The following is a 17,591-nucleotide window of genomic DNA, read 5'->3' as shown; positions in this document are numbered from 1 at the left end:
TTAAGGGCAAAAACAATCTGCTCTTCGGTGAATCGTGACTTTTTCATCGGCACCACCTCCGTTCAGGGGAGTGTTTATCATGCCGGAATTCTGTTTCTGAATGGAGCAGGATTTTGGGTCAGGGTCAAATAAACAGTCTGAATCCGAGCATGGATTCAAGAGAACGAATGCGTTGGCTAACGGCCCCTTGCGTCAGATTGAGAGTAGTCGCCGCCTTAGTAAAGCTCATATGCAGTGCTGCCGTTTCAAACGTATGCAATAGTGCCAGTATGTTCTGTTGAGCGAGCATTCATCATTTTCCTTCTTAATTTTCTCTTATGCATTATTTACAGTAATGCATACCCCGGAATTGATCGTTTGTCCACTAAGCCCCTTGTCCTCTTTAATTGGCCCAACAGACGTCCTGACAACAACGATGAGGGGAATATCTAATGAAGGGTCTTAAGTTAGTGGTTATTGGAGCGGGTTCAAGCTACACACCTGAACTGATGGAAGGCATTATCAAGCGTCAAAATGAATTTCCGATCCGCGAGTTATGGCTGGTTGATATTGAGGATGGCCGTGAAAAAATGGCGATTATCGCGGGCCTCACCCGACGGATGCTGGAAAAAAATGGGCTGGATATACCGGTTTATGAAACCCTTGACCGCACAGAAGCACTGCTCGGTGCCGATTTTGTTTGTTCTCAGTTCAGGGCCGGCTGCCTGGACGCACGGATCAGCGACGAAAGGATATCGCTGAAATACGACATGATCGGTCAGGAGACCAATGGTCTGGGTGGATTTGCCAATGCATGCCGCACTATCCCGATTGCATTGGCTATAGCGAAAGAAATGGAACAACTGTGCCCGGATGCCTGGTTGCTGAACTTCACCAACCCGTCGGGAATGGTCACTGAAGCGATACTGAAACACAGCACAGTCAAAACCGTAGGGCTGTGCAACGTGCCTGTTATTATGCAAAAGGGTATTGCCAGTGCTTTAGGTGTCAGCGATATCAATGAATTTATCATGCAGGTCGCGGGACTTAATCACTTCATTTTTGCGCGCCATATTTATCATGAGGGTAAGGATAAGCTTCCTCAGGTCATTGAGCTGATTTCAGAGGGGAATGATCCGTTGGTGCCTAAAAATATTCCTCCTTTCAAATGGCCGGATCGGTTGTTGGCGAATATGGGAATGATACCTTGCCCCTACCTGCGTTATTACTACATGAGCGACGACATGTACCGTCAGGAGCTTGGCGAAGCACAAGGGGAAGGGACTCGTGGTGAGATCGTAAAGGAGCTCGAAAGAGAACTATTCGAAATTTATCGAAACCCGGAACTCGCCGAGAAACCGAAAGCGCTGGAAGGTCGGGGAGGGCAGTACTATTCGGATGCGGCATGTGAATTGATGAGCGCAATATATAACGACAAACGCATCATCATGCATGTCAATACGCGAAACGATGGTGCGATTGCGGGCCTGCCGGATGACTGTGCGGTTGAGGTCAGTTCAATGATCACCCGTTCTGGACCGATACCACTGAATGTCGAACCTTTCCCGGAAGATGTACTTCGTCTGATTCAACTGATGAAAAGCTTTGAGCAATTGACCATTGAGGCAGCCATCAGTGGTAATCGGTATACGGCATGGCGCGCTTTGGTTATTAATCCCTTGGTCAAAAGCGGCCAACTGCTTGAAAATGCATTGGATGAAGTGATCGAATATAACAAAGCGTTGATGCCGGCCTTCCAACGCTAAGCAGACTGGTCGGTTATTTTATAACAAAGCGGTTATCACTCTGAGCGAGGGGTAACCGCTTGCCGATGAGGCATCAGACCGCTAAGAGACTTTTTTAAACATAGATAAAATGGCATTACTGCCCTTTTTTCAGCTCTGACAATGCTTGCTGATAAAACCCTGCCGATTTAACACCCGGTATACGCTGGACCAACTGCCCATCCTTGAACATCAGTACGGACGGCAGTCCCCAAATTTCATATTTGGTGGTCAGTACCGGTGCCAGATCCACATTCACTTTGCCGACTTTGACGTCGCTTTCAATCTGCTCGGCAAAATGGTTAAAAATGTCTTCGCTCATCTGGCAAGGTGGGCACCAGGGGGCAGAGAAGCGCACCACCGCAACCCCTTCATGCCTCTCGATTTCTCTAAAATTATCTTCATTGTAAAGGGGTAATTCACGCATCATTCACTCCTGCAGGATGTAACTTGATAGTAATTCTACCTACTAGTTGGTTTGTTTAATTAACATAAAAAGCTATCATCGATAGAAAGGTGCTTAAGCGAAGATAATGCCATGTTTTATCAATGGATAAGCGTCATCTTATGTGGACGGCGTGCTGAGGATTATGATATTTCACTCCATCTGAATGAGAAAACTGACGTATTGTAAAATCGGGATTACTTTATAAAAAAGCAAGCCCATCCATAAAGTGTCGGCCTACAGGGCAGGCCTATTCCTTTTCGTAAGGCGATGATGGAAAGAACATTATCCAGTCGTATTAATGTGGGGAGTACAGCGCATGTGCTGCATACGCAGCCCCTGATGATGCGCCATATCACTATAGATGAACCCACAATCATCCTGGTCCGCCATGGCAGGAAAATAATCCGCTGGGCGCAAGAGGAGATAACGCTGGAAGCGGGGGACGCGGTGGTCATCGGGGAGGGGCACTCTTTTGATATCATCAATACACCATCACCTTTAACGGGTACGTACGAAGCATCATGGCTGAGTTTTTGTGCTGATTTCGTCCAAAACTACTGCTTCATGCATGCCCCACGTATGAGCATGAACGAAGCAAATAAAATGGCAGAGCCAGGCAACAGTTTTCGCCAGGCCTTTTATCACACTGCGGAGGCCATTACAGATACTGAAAACATCCCTGAAAGTATCGTGGCCAGGCGTATGGAAGAGATGCTGAGTTGGCTGGATGAATACCGAATTTTCTTCGCGCTGAAACAACATACCGGACTGGCGATAAAAATCCGCAAACTCGTTGCAGCAGACATATCACAAGACTGGAATACTGCGCAGGTGGCGGCTGAATTGGGTATGTCGGCCACCACCCTGAGACGCCATCTGCATGCCGAAAATACGTCATTCACCCATCTGGTGACTGACATTCGCATGTGCCGCGCCCTGACACTTTTGCAGGTGACCGATCTTTCAGTCACCCGCATATCCCTGGAGGTCGGCTATGAAAATCCGTCTAAGTTCGCCGCCAGATTTCGAACTCGCTTCGGATTCAGCCCCAGCCTGGTCCGGGTTTCCGGCCAGGCTATCGGCAACCTGGCTGCGGTTAGCGGCCCTGCGTAATCTGAAGATGCGCTTCGCCCAGTGAGTTCGCTTTTGCCATAAAGCCGACCAGGGCGGGCGTCGAGTCCGCCGTTATTCCCGGCAGTTTGTCGACACGAAGTGCCGTCAGCGTGATCTCATAACGGTGCGTTTCGCCCTTCGGCGGGCAAGGGCCGCCATAACCCGGGATACCGAAATCAGTCCGGGTCTGAAGAGCCCCTTGCGGGAGATTTTTGTTATCCGCCGTTATCCCGGCCGGTAACGAGTGAAGAGATGAGGGAATATTCACCACCTGCCAGTGGATCCAACCGAGGCCTGTCGGCGCATCCCTATCATAAATTTTGAGAGCGAAGCTTTGAGTTCCTGCCGGCGCGCCACTCCAGTTAAAAGAGGGGGCAAGGTTTCCACCGCTGCACCCAAATCCATAAGGTGAACTCAGGGTCTGAGCTGCGGGGAAACGGTTTTTTTCAAGCTCATGACTTGTCAGCGTAAAACTGGCTGAAAAAGCGACCTGGCTCGACAACGCCAGGCATAATGTACTGATAACAGTAAGGTGAAGTTTGGACATTTACTCTTCTCCATCGGGGTGATTAATATCCCAATGATAAGGGGAGAGAAAGACTCCTCGCCGCCCTGAACCGGCCAGTCTTAGCTCCATAACGCCCAATAATGATATTTGTAATTCCCTGATTTCACAGGATGACGACCATCTCACCGATGGGAGCTCACCTTACACAGCATTCCCTGTGCCTGTCTCCGGTGACAAAAGGACAGCATGATTTGTTCTTTTACCTATTGACCAATCAACTAGTAGGTAGGTATAGTGCAGCCATACGCTTAACCGGCATCAGGAAGCGATCGTCAGCTCCCCGGCCCGCTAAGTATTAACTCCGGCCCCAGCGGGGCTTTTCTCACTTTCGCCTTGCGAGGTATACGATGAGTAAGTTGTTCACCCCCTACAATCTGTCAGGCATGCAGTTAAAAAACCGCGTGGTCATGGCCCCGATGACCCGCACCCGCACAATGAACGACGTGCCGGATGACGTCGTTGCACTTTACTACGCCCAGCGCGCCTCTGCGGGGCTGCTTATCACCGAAGGCATGCCTGTTTCTGAAGAAGGGCGCGGCTATCTGTATACCCCGGGGATCTACAACGCTGCACACGTTCAGGGCTGGCGCAAAGTGACCGATGCGGTACATGCGAAGGGCGGCCGTATTTTTGCTCAGTTGTGGCATGTGGGCCGGATGTCTCATACCTCAATTCAGCCGGGCAACATCGCGCCAGTTTCCGCCGGTACCGTACAAGCGGTTAACACCACCGTCTTTGCACTGACCGAGTCTGGCGAACCGGGACCTGTCGTTCCAAGCCAGCCGCGTGCACTGGAAACCGCAGAAGTTCGACGCGTTACCGCTGACTTTGTCCATTCAGCGCGTCTGGCAATGGAGGCCGGGTTTGACGGCGTGGAAATCATGGCGGCGAACGGCTTCATTTTCGACCAGTTCCTCAGCAGTGAACTGAACCCTCGCACTGATGAATACGGTGGCTCTGTGGAAAACCGTCAGCGGTTCCTGCTGGAAACGGTTGATGCCATCTCTGCGGCTATTGGTAGCAATAAGGTGGGCTTGCGCATTTCACCGTTCGGGCGGATTTACGACCTGGCGCCTTATGAAGGTGAAGAAGAGATTTGGGCCAGTATCGCTGCGGCCCTCGGCCAACGTGAGCTGGCTTATGTGCACCTCTATTATCAACCTGTTTATACCCAGGCACCGGTACCTGCCGGTTTCAAAGCCGCGTTCCGTAAAACTCTGGGGGGCACCGTTATTGCCGCCGGCGGCTTCACCCGCGAGATTGCCGAAACCGCACTTGAGGCAGACGAACTGGATCTTGTTGCGTTTGGCGTGCCGTACATCGCCAACCCTGATCTGGTCGAAAGAATGCAGAACGGCTGGCCGCTGGCTGAAAGCGATCGCACGACGTATTACGGCGTGACGGGGTCGCCGGAAAAAGGCTACACCGATTATCCCGCCTGGGAAGCCAACTAACGCCACGTAGCTGGTGGTATTTGCGGTGCTCACATAAAGAGGCACCGCCAGACGACATTAATGGGGTATTCAGGAGCCAATATGCAAACCCTTAAGCCGATTATTACGATAGATATCTGGTCAGATCTGGTCTGCCCCTGGTGTTGGATTGCCAAAAAGCGTTTCGAACAGGGCCTTGCCGCCTTTGAACACAAGGAACAGGTCGTGGTCCGCCACCACAGTTTCCGTATTTCCGGCGACCGGCCTGCCGTGCCGTTCCGCAAAGCCCTTTACAAGAAGTTTGGCGGGGAACATGGGGCGGAACTGATGATGAATCAGGTGGGCACGGCCGGGAAGGCAGAAGGGCTCCAGTATAACTTTGACACCATGCTCTTTGGCGATACCGAAGATGCCCATACGCTGCTCGCGGCTGCACGTCACGCCAATATGGGCGACGCCATGGCAGAACGGTTTTATCGGGCCAGTGTGACTGAGGGGCGTTCCATTTTCGATCCGCAGGAGCTCATTGCGTTAGCTACAGAAGTGGGCATGTCCAGAGCCGACGCTGAAAGTGCCCTTGCCAATGAGGCCTTCCGTGCATCGGTGGCTGAAGATGAAGCCCATGCCCGGTCGATCGGGGTCAGCGGTGTCCCGCTGTTCCTGCTCAATGAAAAATATGCCATCAGCGGCGCGCAATCTGCGGACAACTTCCTGAACGCGTTGAAGCAAGTCTGGGAAGAAAAAGCGGCCGAATTGGCAAAAACCGACGGCCAGACCTGCGGCGCTGACGGTTGCAGCATCTGAAACCTGAACGAGCCGGCTGCATGACTGCCGGCAAATCTACCCTGCAAATAACGGAGTTCAAAATGAGCGATTACTTTAAAGGCAAAAAAATGCTTGTCGTGGGTGGCACCAGCGGCATGGGTCTGGAAACGGCGCGTATGGTGCTGAAAGCCGGTGGCAGCGTGGTACTGACGGGCAACAAAAAAGACAAGGCAGAAGCGGTTCAGAAAGAGCTGAGCCCACTGGGTTCCGTGTCCGTGATTGCGGCAAACCTGATGACCGAAGAGGGCATGAACGCCATTCGTCAGGAGATTAATGCTAATCATCGCGATATTAGCCTGATGGTCAATGCGGCCGGGATCTTCATGCCGAAAGGCTTTACCGAGCATTTGGAAGCCGATTACGACATGTACCTGATGTTGAACCGGGCAACCTTCTTCATCACGCAGGACGTGGTGAAGAACATGCTGGCCGACGGCCGTGAAGGGGCGATTGTGAACGTGGGCTCCATTGGCGCGCAAGCCGCACTCGGCGACTCACCGGCTTCCGCGTACTCCATGGCCAAAGCCGGTCTCCACGCCTTGACACGCAACCTGGCCATTGAGCTGGCCAGTGCGGGTATCCGCGTGAACGCGGTCTCGCCAGGGATCGTGCATACCCCGATTTATGAAGGCTTCATGGCGAAAGAAGACATTGCCGGCGCAATGCAATCGCTGAACGCTTTCCATCCGCTGGGGCGTGTCGGCACGCCGGAAGATGTGGCCAATACCATCTTCTTCCTGTTGTCCGACAAAGCCTCTTGGGTGACTGGCGCAATCTGGGATGTCGATGCCGGTATCATGGCCGTTCGCAGATAAGCTCGTCGTAACCTCGCAAAGCCGCCCCATGATGGGGCGGCTGATAGGCATCTTGCTTGTAATTCAACCATTCTTAAAGTTAACATAATGAAAAAATTGAAATTTACCTTCAAAAATGCAGAAGGTGAGGAACTTGCCGGGTTGCTTGAATTGCCAGAAAATCCAAAAGCCTTTGCCCTGTTGGCGCACTGCTTTACCTGCGGGAAGGATCTGAAAGGTGCTGCACGCATTGCCAGGAAACTGACAGAAAATTCAATTGCGGTGCTTCGCTTTGATTTCACCGGGTTAGGCAACAGCGAAGGCGATTTTTCCAATACCAATTTTTCCTCGAATATTTCTGACCTGCTGTGCGCGGTCGATTATCTTCGTCGGGAATACGAGGCTCCTTCGCTGCTGATTGGTCACAGCCTTGGCGGTTCGGCAATCCTCTCTATTGCAGCCAAAGTGCCTGAAGCCAGAGCGGTCGTAACCATAGGTTCGCCAGGCGAATTGACGCATGTACAGCGGTTGTTCAAAGACAATATCGAAGATATCAGGAACCATGGCGCTTTCCCGGTAGAGCTTGCAGGCCGGGTATTCACGCTCAAAAAGCAAATGCTGGATAACATTCAGGAGCATAAAATAGCGGAGAAGGTATTTACCATGAATAAGCCGCTGCTGATTTTTCATGCTCCCAATGATGATACCGTGCTGATTGAACAGGCAGAGAAAATTTTTAAAGCCGCCAGACACCCCAAAAGCTTTATCTCACTGGGTGAAGCAGATCATCTTCTGACGCATCCTCAGGATGCGGAATATGTTGCCGGGATTATCGTTGCCTGGAGTTCTGCTTACATTTAGAGGGCGTGTAAAGCTTCGCGAAGCTGCTGGTGCTGTCGTTGGCCACTGAATAAACGGGTGTAGCATTTTGATTGCACATACAAAACTGCGTAGCATGCTTTCTTTACGCGAAAAAAGCCCTGCTTAGATGCAGGGCTAAGGGCATTGTTGCTATGGTTTATTTTTATTATTTCCCTGGCATTGCTCAACTTCCAGGTTTATTACCTTCAAGTTGAGATTCAATTAATTTAACTTTAACGCTCTCTTATTTTCCTGGAAAAATTGAAGTCACTTCGCGGGCGGTATCGACCAGAAGCTCACCGTTTTTGTACCTCTCGCTCACTTCTCCATTCTTGCCGGTAGCATTTTCAGGTCGTTCAATAAACTGCCCCAGCGGAGTCGCGTTCTCATCCAGTACCACGGCAAACGGAATTTTGACTTTATCGACACCAAAGTGTGCCTTAAAGACGGCTTCAGCCTTGTCGCGGGTGATAATACCCAGACGTATTGCTGGCGCTGACGCGGCAATGGCATGGATTACAGGCAAGTTTTTATGGCAGTCGGGGCACCACATTTCAGCAGCTACCAGAATGCTGTACGAACCCGGAAGTTGCGAGAGCTTACTGATGACATCGTCAGGTAATGCCTCGTTGGCAAGCCCCTCAAAATGCCGCAATGCGTTGCGGTCTTCTTCTGCTCCGCTGCCAACAAATTCGTTATAATCTGATGCTGCTTCGAGCAGTACGTTGAAATCTTGCATATGTTCTCCTTTGTTAGTAACGGGTCTACGGCTTCACATAAATCTGGCAATGATAAAGGCCAATGCTCCAGGCATGACCTGAAAAGGCGTACCATTTTAGTGTCTGGCTGCCATAAGTAGATATTGTCATGCTACCTACTAATTGATAGATTATCACGTAATTTGTTAATTTTGAGGCGTCACGCTGATGGGGCGGTCTGTTGGATTCAAGATAGTGATAGCAATGATGGCATTCGCAGCCAATTCTGTGCTCTGTCGGATTGCGTTGAAAGGCGAACATATTGACCCGGTGACGTTCAGTGACCTTCGCCTGATGAGCGGGGCGGTGGTCTTGTTACCACTGTTGTTGAGACGTGAGGGGAAAAAGCAGGGCGTCTGGAGCTTGAAAAGCGGGTTCTTTCTTATGGCCTACGCCCTGTGTTTCTCCCTTGCCTATATCCATTTGGATACAGGAACAGGTGCTTTGCTCTTGTTTGGCGTTGTGCAACTGGCGATGGTGGCTCATGGCCTTTTCCATGGGGAAAGGCTGTCTTTTTCCAGAGCAACGGGGCTTGGGCTGGCTGTAGCCGGCATGGCTGCTCTTCCCTTACCTGGTGCCAAAGCGCCCCCCTTGGGCAGCGCTGTTCTGATGGCGCTTTCAGGCCTTGCCTGGGCGGCTTATACCCTTTGCGGAAAGCGCTCTCCTGATGCTGCGCAGGCCACTGCGGCAAATTTCATCCTTGCTGTACCTTTTGCCCTGGTGTTGTCGCCGTTCATTAGCCAGGGAGCGCACTTCGACGGTATCGGAATTGTCCTGGCAGTGCTCTCTGGTGCGGGTGCTTCTGCAGGAGCCTATGTACTCTGGTATTCACTTTTACCTCGTCTTGAGTCTGTTGCAGCCAGTACGGTTCAGTTGAGTGTGCCCTGTCTGGCGATGCTGGGAGGCGTAACATTTTTGGGCGAGTCACTGAGCCTCAGAATGGCATTTTCAACGCTGGCAGTCCTTGCGGGCATTCTGTTGGTGATCAAGGCACCGGGTCAGAAAATACGACACTGATATCAACGTGCCAGTCATGACTTGATCACTCTGCAAATGGTTTTTTAGGTTTTAAAGCAAAGGAATATCTAATCGTTAGCAAAATCAGTGACGCTGTGACCTCTTTGGATAAACTAATCGGGTAACCTCTATGAAATACGATTTTGATGAAGCAGTGGACAGAGCAGGGACAGACAGCTTAACCGTCGACGGCTGGCGTGAATATATGTTTGGTGTCCATGAAGGCCCCGCGCCGGAAGTACCGGCGAATGGTTTTATAAACCTCTGGGTAGCAGACATGGCTTTTTCCACACCCGAGCCGGTGCTTGAAGCCATACGTTCCCGGTTAGATAAAAAAATTCTTGGCTACACCCGCGTTTATGACAGGGACTACTATGAGATTTTTGGGGCCTGGTGTGAAAGGCATTACGGATACCGGTTTCAGGAAGAAAGCATTGTTTTCTCCCCCGGTATTATCCCTGCGCTTAACCGATTGGTGCCGTTACTCACCCACGAAGAAGATAGCATCCTCATCCTGACCCCTTCTTACGCACCGTTTAAAAAAGCCGGGGACTATAGCGGTCGTCGCGTCGTCGATTGCCCGCTTAGAAATAACGAAGGCCACTGGGCGGTAGATTTTGAGGCAATGGAACAAGCCCTGAGCGATGACCAGCAGCGAATTAAAGCCTTCTTTCTCTGTAACCCGCATAATCCCACCGGGCGAGTTTGGCGACGTGATGAGTTGCAGAAAATGATAGCGTTATGCCTTAAACATGATGTGTGGGTTATTTCTGATGAAATCCACTGTGATTTATCCCGCTCTGGCGTCACGCATATCCCCGCCGCGTCAATTTTTCCTGAAAATCATAAAATTATCACCTGCATGTCGACCAGCAAAACGTTCAACCTGGCGGGTAACCTGCTGGCAAACATCATGATCCCTGATGCCTCAGTGAGAGCCGAATGGCTTCGCCTGCATGATGATTTTATCTCTCCGCTGAGCCTGGTGGCTAACAAGGCCGCCTGGTCCGAGTGCGATGAGTGGTTGACTCAGGTCAGGCACTACATTGACGAGAACTTCCGTTTTCTGCAGGACTACCTGGGGACATATCATCCGCTGGCCCGTTTTATCATTCCGGAAGGGACTTATCTTGCCTGGATTGATATCTCTCGTCTGGTAGATGACAGTAATCAGGAAGAAGTAACCCTCTTTTTTGCCAGACATGCGGGTGTATTGCTTGAAGGGGGGCAAATGTTTGTCAGTAACGGCGACGGGCACATCCGCCTTAATCTGGCTTGTCCACGCGCTATGCTTGCTGAGGGACTCAACCGCATAAGCAAGGCATTGAGCGCCAGTTCTGGCGATGCTACCTGAACGATGACCGCAGCGATGCTGCCTGGAGAACAAAATGACGAAACACTATGACTATATCGCGATTGGTGGTGGTAGCGGTGGTATCGCCTCAATCAACCGTGCGGCGATGTATGGGCAGAAATGCGCTTTGATAGAAGCCCGGGAGTTGGGCGGGACTTGCGTCAATGTGGGGTGTGTACCGAAAAAAATAATGTGGCACGCTGCGCAAATCGCAGAGGCCATTCATCTTTATGGCCCAGACTATGGCTTCGATACCACATTAAACCGCCTCGACTGGGCTACCTTGCTAAAAAACCGCAGTGCCTACATCGATCGTATTCATACTTCATACGAAAATGTGTTGGGTAAAAACAAGGTAGATGTCATCAAAGGTTTTGCCCGGTTTGTGGACGGGCATACGGTGGAGGTCAACGGGGAAACGATTACCGCTGACCATATATTGATAGCCACCGGTGGTCGCCCTAGCCATCCCTCTATTCCGGGAGCGGAATACGGAATTGATTCAGATGGTTTTTTTGCGCTTGAGGCGCTACCGGAGCGCACTGCAGTTGTTGGTGCAGGCTACATTGCTGTTGAACTGGCAGGTGTTCTCAATGCATTGGGGTCAAAAACCCATTTGTTCGTACGTAAGCATGCGCCTTTGCGCAGTTTTGACCCGTTGCTCACAGAAACACTGGTTGAAGTCATGAACGTCGAAGGCCCAACGTTGCACACCCAAGCGATTCCCACTGCAGTGGTCAAAAACCAGGACGGCAGCCTGACACTGAAGCTGGAAGATGGTCGTGAACAAACGGTTGACTGTTTGATCTGGGCGATTGGCCGTGAGCCAGCCAATGACAAGTTGAACGTTGAGATGGCGGGTGTTGAACTCGATGAAAAAGGGTACGTCAAAGTTGATAAATATCAGAATACCAACGTGCCGGGTGTTTACGCGGTGGGTGATAATACCGGTGCGGTTGAGTTAACACCGGCAGCTGTTGCTGCGGGCCGTCGCCTTTCAGAACGCTTGTTTAACAACAAGCCGGATGAGTATCTGGATTACAACAATATCCCCACAGTCGTCTTTAGCCACCCAACAATAGGTACCGTTGGCCTGACTGAACCCCAGGCGCGTGAGGAATATGGTGATGATCAGGTGAAAGTTTATCAGTCATCTTTTACCGCCATGTACACCGGCGTGACGCGTCATCGCCAGCCATCCCGCATGAAGCTGGTATGTGTGGGGTTGGAAGAGAAAATCGTCGGTATCCACGGTATCGGTTTAGGCATGGATGAAATACTGCAAGGCTTTGCTGTTGCGCTGAAAATGGGAGCAACGAAGAGAGACTTCGACAATACCGTGGCAATTCACCCAACTGCGGCAGAAGAATTTGTCACGATGAGATAAGGGTGAGTAGTGCCATTTAGCACGTGACGGGAGGGCCGGAGGTTTGTTAAACAACGGCCCGTAATGAGTACGTATTATATTGAGATAAGAATGAACAAATACATCCTCGCGTTATCTGCTGCACTTATCGGCTCGCAGGTTCAGGCAGCAACGCCCGCAGCGCTTCCCGCACCGATCAAGCAGTTGGAAAAACAAGGTATAGAAATAATCAAACCCTTCACGGCTCCCGGCGGGGTCCAGGGCTGGTTGGGAAAATATCAGGGAACGGGGGTGACAATTTATCTGACCCCCGATAAAAAACATGCCATATCAGGTTATATGTACGATGAGAATGGAAGTAACCTCAGCGAACAGGTCATAAAAGAGGAGATTTACATCCCTGCTGGCCGCGAGATGTGGAAAACACTGTCCAAAGCTGCCGGTATCACGGAAGGCAGTAATAATGCAAATTGTCAGATTGTCGTGTTTGCCGATCCTTTCTGTCCTTACTGTACAAAATTCAGACAGGACGTGCAGCCCTATATTAAGGACAATAAAATCGCTATGAAAACGCAGTTAGTGGGTGTCATGCAGCCCGACAGTGGCCGTTACGCGGCTGCGATATTGTCTTCTGAAAACCCCGCGAAGGTCTGGCAGGATTTCGAGTTGTCGGGTGGCAAAAACAAGCCTGCACTTTTGGAGAAAACGCCGCAGCCGATTTTCTCGCAGATCCAATACAACCAGAAATTGATGGAAGATGTGGGGGCAAGCGGTACGCCAGCAATTTATTATCTTAACCACGCCAACATGCTTCAACAGATCGTCGGTCTGCCGGACCAGGAACAGATGGCCAATCTTATAGCGTGTAAATAGTTTCTGAGTCACTGGCTGCGAAATGGGTAAATTCACACATGGATGTGGGGATTTTATGAGTACACCCCTTAAAATCCTATTTTTATCTTGTGCTTATGTGGCTATCAGATCTTTTCGCTATGTGTTTTGTACTGCTTTAGAATGGCGCAGCGCAAAGTGAACGGATTGAAATGTAAATCAGCTACCCTAACTAACGAAACCCGATGCAACCTGGAGAAAAGACATGAACAGAGCTCAATTGTTTTCTTATCTTTTTTTAACGGGATTTTCCGTTATAGCGTTTGCCTGTCAGGGAGGTGAAGGCGGGAAAGGCGGAACTGGAGGAAAAGGGGGATCCGTGGTAATCGGTAATCAAAACGGTGGGGCTGGTCTTAATGGAAAAAACGGAAAATCTGGCATGAATGGTTGTCCCGGTGGAACTCAGGCCGCACCCGATGGGCATTTTTATCTGCGAGGAACACATGAGCAATGTAACCCGTTTCACGCCAAAAAACAGAAATCACAGGCCTCAGCGTCACTGATTGAGAGCACATAATGTAAAGCCTTGCCACCGTCTAAAAAACTCTGGTCTCTTCACCCATTATCATCAGATGTGTCAGCTATCACACCGCCAAAAGATAAGACTCATTTGCTCATGTCAAAAGAGCAGGTAAAAGTGTACTCTTATGAGTAAATTGCAGGGGTAACAGTTTAACTCAGCTGATATTGTCTTTGGATGAAGATGGAATGCTCTATGCCTAAACGTATAAAAAACAGCCGCTGGTCAGGTTACGATCCCCGCTATATCTACTCTCTCGTCGTCCGACGTTACTTTGTTGAGATGAAGACCAAAACTGAGATTGCTGAAGAACTCGAGATTTCGAGATTTAAAGCGGCGCGTCTTATCGATGAGGCAATAAAGGAAGAGTATGTGAAGTTTCTCTTTCCAAAGCAGCAACTGCTTGACGAAGAGATCGCACTTAATCTCTGCGGAAAGTATGGTCTGCAGACGGCAATCGTGCTTTCCGTGTCAGAATCCTGGTCCAATCAGGAAGAACTGAATGAGAAGCTGGGGGGTATCACTGCAAGTTATCTCAACAATAATCTCGCTGAGGGAATGAAGGTTGGTATTGCCTGGGGACGCGTTTTATCCAGCACAGTGAGTCAACTCACCAGCTTGCCGGCATTAGATGTTGTGCAGCTATCTGGCGTTCATCCGGGCATTGAATTTAGCCAGGGCCCGATCGACCTTATCCACAGACTGTCGACTATCTCTCAGGGCAAGGCTCATCCTATGTATGTGCCGATGTGGGTGGATGATGAAAGCCTGGCCCAAAAACTGGCCAGTGATCCGGCTGTGGTGGATACCCAACAATATTATTCTCAGCTGGATGTTGTCATCACCGGTATTGGCGCCTGGAAAACGGGCTCATCCAGTTTGTGTGATATTTTTCCCGAGTCGTGGCAAAAAAATCTGTTTGAGAAAGATATCGCTGCGGATGTCTGCATTACTCTCGTTAACAGTAAAGGCGAGATCCTTGATAGCCCGATGAGCCGTCTTGGGTTTGGTATTTCAACCGAACAATTGCGTAACACGAAAACCGTGATTGGTGTGGCGGGGGGAGAACAGAAGTATGAAGGCATCGTCGCTTCCCTGAAGTCAGGCCTTTTAGATGTGTTAATCACTGACTTCGATACTGCGGTGAAGCTTGTCAATTCCTGATTGAAATAGATCCCGGAACATCAGCAACAGGGGCGCAGCCCGCGCCCTTGATCACCTTCCTCTCAGGCATGCATTAGGCACTGCTATCAGTCATTCTGTAAACCCTCATGACTTAGATCAGAGCATTGCCAAATCCTCTGACATAGGTCAGTCCGCATATATAAACCTTCAAAAAATCCATCATCCCTTTGATTTGTAATAAAAATTTTACTTCCCCTCTCCGGTTGACTTGATTGATCTAAACGATGAATTACTCGATATTGCTCATATGAGCAATTATTTGCGTGCACTTATGCATTTATTTTGTGATCAGCTTATAACTTTTGCATGTTTTCTGTTTGCGCGGAAAATTGGCATGCTATAACTGCTCATCTGATCGATTATGTTTGCTCTAATGAGCAAAAAGGCGAGGTGAAAAGGTGAGTACAGTCACTATTAATGTTGCAGATGGTGCAGCATTCAAAAATTACGATGAGGTGCTGCAGCACATCCATGAAAAGCTGTATTCAGAAGGGATAGTGAAAAAGACCTATCTGGCAGCACTGCGCGAACGCGAAGCCATGTATCCAACCGGTATTTTGCTTGATGGTTATTCTGTGGCGATCCCACATTGCGACAGCAACCAGGCCAACAGCCCGTCGATTTATATTATTCGCTTACCTGAACCGGTTCAGGTTGATCAGGCTGATGGCGACGATAAATTGTGGGTCAAACTCATTATCAATTTGGTCGTTACCGATCCGGCTAATCAGCTGCAACTGCTGAAGGCCCTTTTTAGTCATCTTCAAATGGAAGACTTTTATCAAAATTTACTTGAGCTTCCTGCCGGGAAAGCGCAGGCACTTTTTATTTCCACCGTCATGCAATAAGAGTTCAGGAGCATAATGATGATTAATATCCTCGTAGCCTGCGGGAGCGGTGTCGCAACGTCAACTATCGCTGCTGATGAAGTGAAATCCGTGTGTACAGAATATGGCATTACTCAGTTCAAAATAAATAAATGCAGCATGTCAGAACTTCCTTCTGAATTACAGAATGCTGATGTGATTTTAACCACGAATAACTACAAAGGTGATATCGGAAAACCGCATATGAGTGTGGCCGGGTTTATCACCGGGATTAATGAAGCTGTGTTACGAAAAAAACTAGGGGATTTATTAACAGAGCTGGCTAAAAACTAATAAGAAAACACAGGGGATGACAAGATGGACATGTTAAAAAATATAATGCTAACGATAACAAGCATGGGGGCAACGGCAATCCTACCACTTGTCATCTTCATTTTGGGTTTGGTTTTCCGCATGAAAGTCGGTGCTGCCATTAAGTCTGGTATCACCGTGGGTATCGGTTTTATTGGTTTAGGTTTGGTTGTTAATCTGTTGAGTACATCCCTGCAGCCGGCAATTGCCTACTATTCAAAACTGGGAAGCGGATTCACTGTGGCTGATATCGGATGGCCTGCGGTGGGCGCAGCGGCATGGGTGGCACCCTTTGCCGCTTTAGTTGTTCCAGTGGGTATTATTCTTAATTTGCTACTTGTTCGGCTTAAATTAACCAAAACGCTGAACGTTGATATCTGGAATTATATGCACTTCCTGGTTCCCGGCGCGCTGGCCTATTTCGTGTTTGACAGCTTCTTTATCGGTTTTGGCGTGGCAGTCGCACTTAGCGTTATCGCTCTGTTTATTGGCGATTTAATTGCTCCCCGTTGGCAGAAATATTATGGCCTGGAAGGGACGACCTGTACCACCATGATCCATATAGGCTGGACATTACCTTTTGCACTGCTGGTCAATAAAATTATCGACCTGATCCCCGGCCTGAACAAGCTCGACGTTGATTTGGAGAGCGTACAGAAACGTCTGGGTGTGTTTGGTGAACCCGCTATCATCGGTGTCATTGTAGGTTGTCTGCTTGGACTGCTGACTAAACAGCCTGTGACCACTATTGTCCCGATGGCAATGGGGGTGGCTGCGGTAATGGTGCTCCTGCCTAAAGTGGTGGGTGTCCTGATGGAAGGACTGTCTCCCATTGGGAAAAGTGCCAAAGAGATTATGCAAAAGCAGATGGGTAAAGACGCCGAACTGAACATCGGTATGGACTGTGCCCTGGCACTGGGCGACCCAGCGACCATCACCGTCACCGTTATCACCATTCCGTTGACCATGCTTTGCGCACTGATTTTACCGGGGATCATGATTTTCCCCATCGGCGTTCTGATGTCAATCATCTATATGACAACCATGACCGTAATGGCCAGCAACGGAAACGTCATCCGCTCAATTATTTCAACCTTACTGTTCAGTATTGTCGTGATGTATTTAGGCGGGTATGTGGCTCCGGGTGCAACCCAATTCCTGCATGGCGCAGGCGTCGGCTTGCAGGGGCAGGGTACTGACTTTGTACTGACTGGCCCGTGGGAAGTATTGACGTATTGGTTGAGCACTGTATTCCATTGATTTTAAAAATGAGGTTTGCTTACCATGGCACAGATTTTACCATCAATTTTTGGCGCGAATATCTTAAGTCTGCAAGATGAGCTCCGTTTTTTAGAAGAAGAGAATACTGAAATATTGCATGTTGATTTAATGGATGGAACCTTCGTAAATAATATTGCCTTTGGGCCGAATCAAATTTCTGCAATGAAAAAAGCCAGCAAAATGACTTTCGACGTACATATGATGCTGGCTAATCCTGAAAGACATATTGATGATGT

The 17,591-nt window shown here is 49.5% G+C and carries 18 protein-coding genes and 2 pseudogenes; 16 read left to right on the top strand and 4 right to left on the bottom strand.

Annotation, left to right across the window (positions count from 1 at the left end):
* Positions 1 to 127 precede the first annotated feature (127 nt).
* Positions 128 to 289, bottom strand: a pseudogene (locus tag J1785_RS13645) (LysR family transcriptional regulator); the annotation flags it as partial.
* Between the two features lie 142 nt (positions 290 to 431).
* Between J1785_RS13645 and J1785_RS13640 the strand changes: the two are divergent.
* A complete protein-coding gene (locus J1785_RS13640) occupies positions 432 to 1,745 on the top strand; it encodes a 6-phospho-beta-glucosidase (RefSeq protein WP_049132104.1) in 1,314 nt (437 codons plus the stop codon).
* Between the two features lie 115 nt (positions 1,746 to 1,860).
* Here J1785_RS13640 and J1785_RS13635 read toward each other — a convergent pair whose 3' ends face one another.
* On the bottom strand, positions 1,861 to 2,190 hold the full coding sequence (locus J1785_RS13635; RefSeq protein ID WP_094898028.1) for a thioredoxin family protein: 330 nt from the start codon (positions 2,188 to 2,190) through the stop codon (positions 1,861 to 1,863).
* A 288-nt stretch (positions 2,191 to 2,478) separates the two neighbouring features.
* On the opposite strand from J1785_RS13635, the gene J1785_RS13630 reads away from it, so the two are divergent.
* Positions 2,479 to 3,324: a helix-turn-helix transcriptional regulator gene (locus J1785_RS13630; protein WP_049089937.1), complete on the top strand. Its 846-nt coding sequence runs from the start codon at positions 2,479 to 2,481 to the stop codon at positions 3,322 to 3,324.
* Here the strand turns inward: J1785_RS13630 and J1785_RS13625 are convergent.
* Positions 3,308 to 3,871, bottom strand: coding sequence for a YbhB/YbcL family Raf kinase inhibitor-like protein (locus J1785_RS13625; protein WP_032693561.1), 564 nt, complete (start codon positions 3,869 to 3,871; stop codon positions 3,308 to 3,310). The two genes, J1785_RS13630 and J1785_RS13625, sit on opposite strands and share 17 nt — an antisense overlap.
* Before the next feature lie 368 nt (positions 3,872 to 4,239).
* Here J1785_RS13625 and J1785_RS13620 point away from each other — a divergent pair, with 368 nt between their 5' ends.
* The 4 genes from J1785_RS13620 (at position 4,240) to J1785_RS13605 (ending at position 7,805) form a co-directional block, all read left to right on the top strand.
* Positions 4,240 to 5,346: an alkene reductase gene (locus tag J1785_RS13620; protein WP_029669914.1), complete on the top strand. Its 1,107-nt coding sequence runs from the start codon at positions 4,240 to 4,242 to the stop codon at positions 5,344 to 5,346.
* A gap of 81 nt (positions 5,347 to 5,427) precedes the next feature.
* Positions 5,428 to 6,129, top strand: a complete 702-nt coding sequence (locus J1785_RS13615) for a DsbA family oxidoreductase (RefSeq protein ID WP_032693563.1) — start codon at positions 5,428 to 5,430, stop codon at positions 6,127 to 6,129.
* 62 nt (positions 6,130 to 6,191) lie between these two features.
* Entirely contained in the window at positions 6,192 to 6,965 is a 774-nt protein-coding gene (locus J1785_RS13610) for an SDR family NAD(P)-dependent oxidoreductase (RefSeq protein ID WP_032693564.1), read from the top strand.
* 87 nt (positions 6,966 to 7,052) lie between these two features.
* The gene (locus J1785_RS13605; protein WP_007374395.1) at positions 7,053 to 7,805 is read left to right on the top strand and encodes an alpha/beta hydrolase family protein; all 753 of its coding nucleotides are present in this window, start codon (positions 7,053 to 7,055) and stop codon (positions 7,803 to 7,805) included.
* A 244-nt stretch (positions 7,806 to 8,049) separates the two neighbouring features.
* On the opposite strand, the gene J1785_RS13600 is transcribed toward J1785_RS13605, so the two are convergent.
* Positions 8,050 to 8,544, bottom strand: a complete 495-nt coding sequence (locus J1785_RS13600) for a thioredoxin family protein (RefSeq protein ID WP_015697020.1) — start codon at positions 8,542 to 8,544, stop codon at positions 8,050 to 8,052.
* Positions 8,545 to 8,731: 187 nt separating this feature from the next.
* On the opposite strand from J1785_RS13600, the gene J1785_RS13595 reads away from it, so the two are divergent.
* The 10 genes and pseudogenes from J1785_RS13595 to J1785_RS13550 form a co-directional block, all read left to right on the top strand.
* A complete protein-coding gene (locus J1785_RS13595) occupies positions 8,732 to 9,580 on the top strand; it encodes a DMT family transporter (RefSeq protein ID WP_217219569.1) in 849 nt (282 codons plus the stop codon).
* A 130-nt stretch (positions 9,581 to 9,710) separates the two neighbouring features.
* On the top strand, positions 9,711 to 10,934 hold the full coding sequence (locus J1785_RS13590) for a MalY/PatB family protein (RefSeq protein WP_217147222.1): 1,224 nt from the start codon (positions 9,711 to 9,713) through the stop codon (positions 10,932 to 10,934).
* 34 nt (positions 10,935 to 10,968) lie between these two features.
* Positions 10,969 to 12,321, top strand: coding sequence for a glutathione-disulfide reductase (gene gorA, locus J1785_RS13585; protein WP_049132110.1), 1,353 nt, complete (start codon positions 10,969 to 10,971; stop codon positions 12,319 to 12,321).
* 90 nt (positions 12,322 to 12,411) lie between these two features.
* The gene (gene dsbG, locus J1785_RS13580; protein ID WP_217138368.1) at positions 12,412 to 13,173 is read left to right on the top strand and encodes a thiol:disulfide interchange protein DsbG; all 762 of its coding nucleotides are present in this window, start codon (positions 12,412 to 12,414) and stop codon (positions 13,171 to 13,173) included.
* Positions 13,174 to 13,396: 223 nt separating this feature from the next.
* Complete coding sequence (locus J1785_RS13575) at positions 13,397 to 13,708, top strand: hypothetical protein (protein ID WP_015697024.1); 312 nt, start codon at positions 13,397 to 13,399, stop codon at positions 13,706 to 13,708.
* Positions 13,709 to 13,906: 198 nt separating this feature from the next.
* Complete coding sequence (locus tag J1785_RS13570; RefSeq protein WP_217219568.1) at positions 13,907 to 14,875, top strand: sugar-binding transcriptional regulator; 969 nt, start codon at positions 13,907 to 13,909, stop codon at positions 14,873 to 14,875.
* Positions 14,876 to 15,294: 419 nt separating this feature from the next.
* The gene (gene gatA, locus J1785_RS13565) at positions 15,295 to 15,744 is read left to right on the top strand and encodes a PTS galactitol transporter subunit IIA (RefSeq protein ID WP_217138366.1); all 450 of its coding nucleotides are present in this window, start codon (positions 15,295 to 15,297) and stop codon (positions 15,742 to 15,744) included.
* 18 nt (positions 15,745 to 15,762) lie between these two features.
* Complete coding sequence (locus J1785_RS13560) at positions 15,763 to 16,056, top strand: PTS sugar transporter subunit IIB (RefSeq protein WP_024359913.1); 294 nt, start codon at positions 15,763 to 15,765, stop codon at positions 16,054 to 16,056.
* A 24-nt stretch (positions 16,057 to 16,080) separates the two neighbouring features.
* Positions 16,081 to 17,334, top strand: coding sequence for a PTS transporter subunit IIC (locus J1785_RS13555; RefSeq protein ID WP_020439340.1), 1,254 nt, complete (start codon positions 16,081 to 16,083; stop codon positions 17,332 to 17,334).
* Between the two features lie 24 nt (positions 17,335 to 17,358).
* A pseudogene (locus J1785_RS13550) lies at positions 17,359 to 17,591 on the top strand (ribulose-phosphate 3-epimerase); the annotation flags it as partial.

Source organism: Rahnella perminowiae, from assembly GCF_019049755.1.
Lineage (GTDB): Bacteria > Pseudomonadota > Gammaproteobacteria > Enterobacterales > Enterobacteriaceae > Rahnella > Rahnella perminowiae.
Note: the sequence above shows the minus strand (reverse complement) of the source record. Positions and strands in the feature narration are given on the sequence as shown.

Coding starts and splice junctions, on each gene's coding strand:
- J1785_RS13640 (WP_049132104.1), top strand. CDS start 432: ATGAAGGGTCTTAAGTTAGTGGTTATTGGAGCGGGTTCAAGCTACACA.
- J1785_RS13635 (WP_094898028.1), bottom strand. CDS start 2,190: ATGCGTGAATTACCCCTTTACAATGAAGATAATTTTAGAGAAATCGAG.
- J1785_RS13630 (WP_049089937.1), top strand. CDS start 2,479: ATGATGGAAAGAACATTATCCAGTCGTATTAATGTGGGGAGTACAGCG.
- J1785_RS13625 (WP_032693561.1), bottom strand. CDS start 3,871: ATGTCCAAACTTCACCTTACTGTTATCAGTACATTATGCCTGGCGTTG.
- J1785_RS13620 (WP_029669914.1), top strand. CDS start 4,240: ATGAGTAAGTTGTTCACCCCCTACAATCTGTCAGGCATGCAGTTAAAA.
- J1785_RS13615 (WP_032693563.1), top strand. CDS start 5,428: ATGCAAACCCTTAAGCCGATTATTACGATAGATATCTGGTCAGATCTG.
- J1785_RS13610 (WP_032693564.1), top strand. CDS start 6,192: ATGAGCGATTACTTTAAAGGCAAAAAAATGCTTGTCGTGGGTGGCACC.
- J1785_RS13605 (WP_007374395.1), top strand. CDS start 7,053: ATGAAAAAATTGAAATTTACCTTCAAAAATGCAGAAGGTGAGGAACTT.
- J1785_RS13600 (WP_015697020.1), bottom strand. CDS start 8,544: ATGCAAGATTTCAACGTACTGCTCGAAGCAGCATCAGATTATAACGAA.
- J1785_RS13595 (WP_217219569.1), top strand. CDS start 8,732: ATGGGGCGGTCTGTTGGATTCAAGATAGTGATAGCAATGATGGCATTC.
- J1785_RS13590 (WP_217147222.1), top strand. CDS start 9,711: ATGAAATACGATTTTGATGAAGCAGTGGACAGAGCAGGGACAGACAGC.
- gorA (WP_049132110.1), top strand. CDS start 10,969: ATGACGAAACACTATGACTATATCGCGATTGGTGGTGGTAGCGGTGGT.
- dsbG (WP_217138368.1), top strand. CDS start 12,412: ATGAACAAATACATCCTCGCGTTATCTGCTGCACTTATCGGCTCGCAG.
- J1785_RS13575 (WP_015697024.1), top strand. CDS start 13,397: ATGAACAGAGCTCAATTGTTTTCTTATCTTTTTTTAACGGGATTTTCC.
- J1785_RS13570 (WP_217219568.1), top strand. CDS start 13,907: ATGCCTAAACGTATAAAAAACAGCCGCTGGTCAGGTTACGATCCCCGC.
- J1785_RS13560 (WP_024359913.1), top strand. CDS start 15,763: ATGATTAATATCCTCGTAGCCTGCGGGAGCGGTGTCGCAACGTCAACT.
- J1785_RS13555 (WP_020439340.1), top strand. CDS start 16,081: ATGGACATGTTAAAAAATATAATGCTAACGATAACAAGCATGGGGGCA.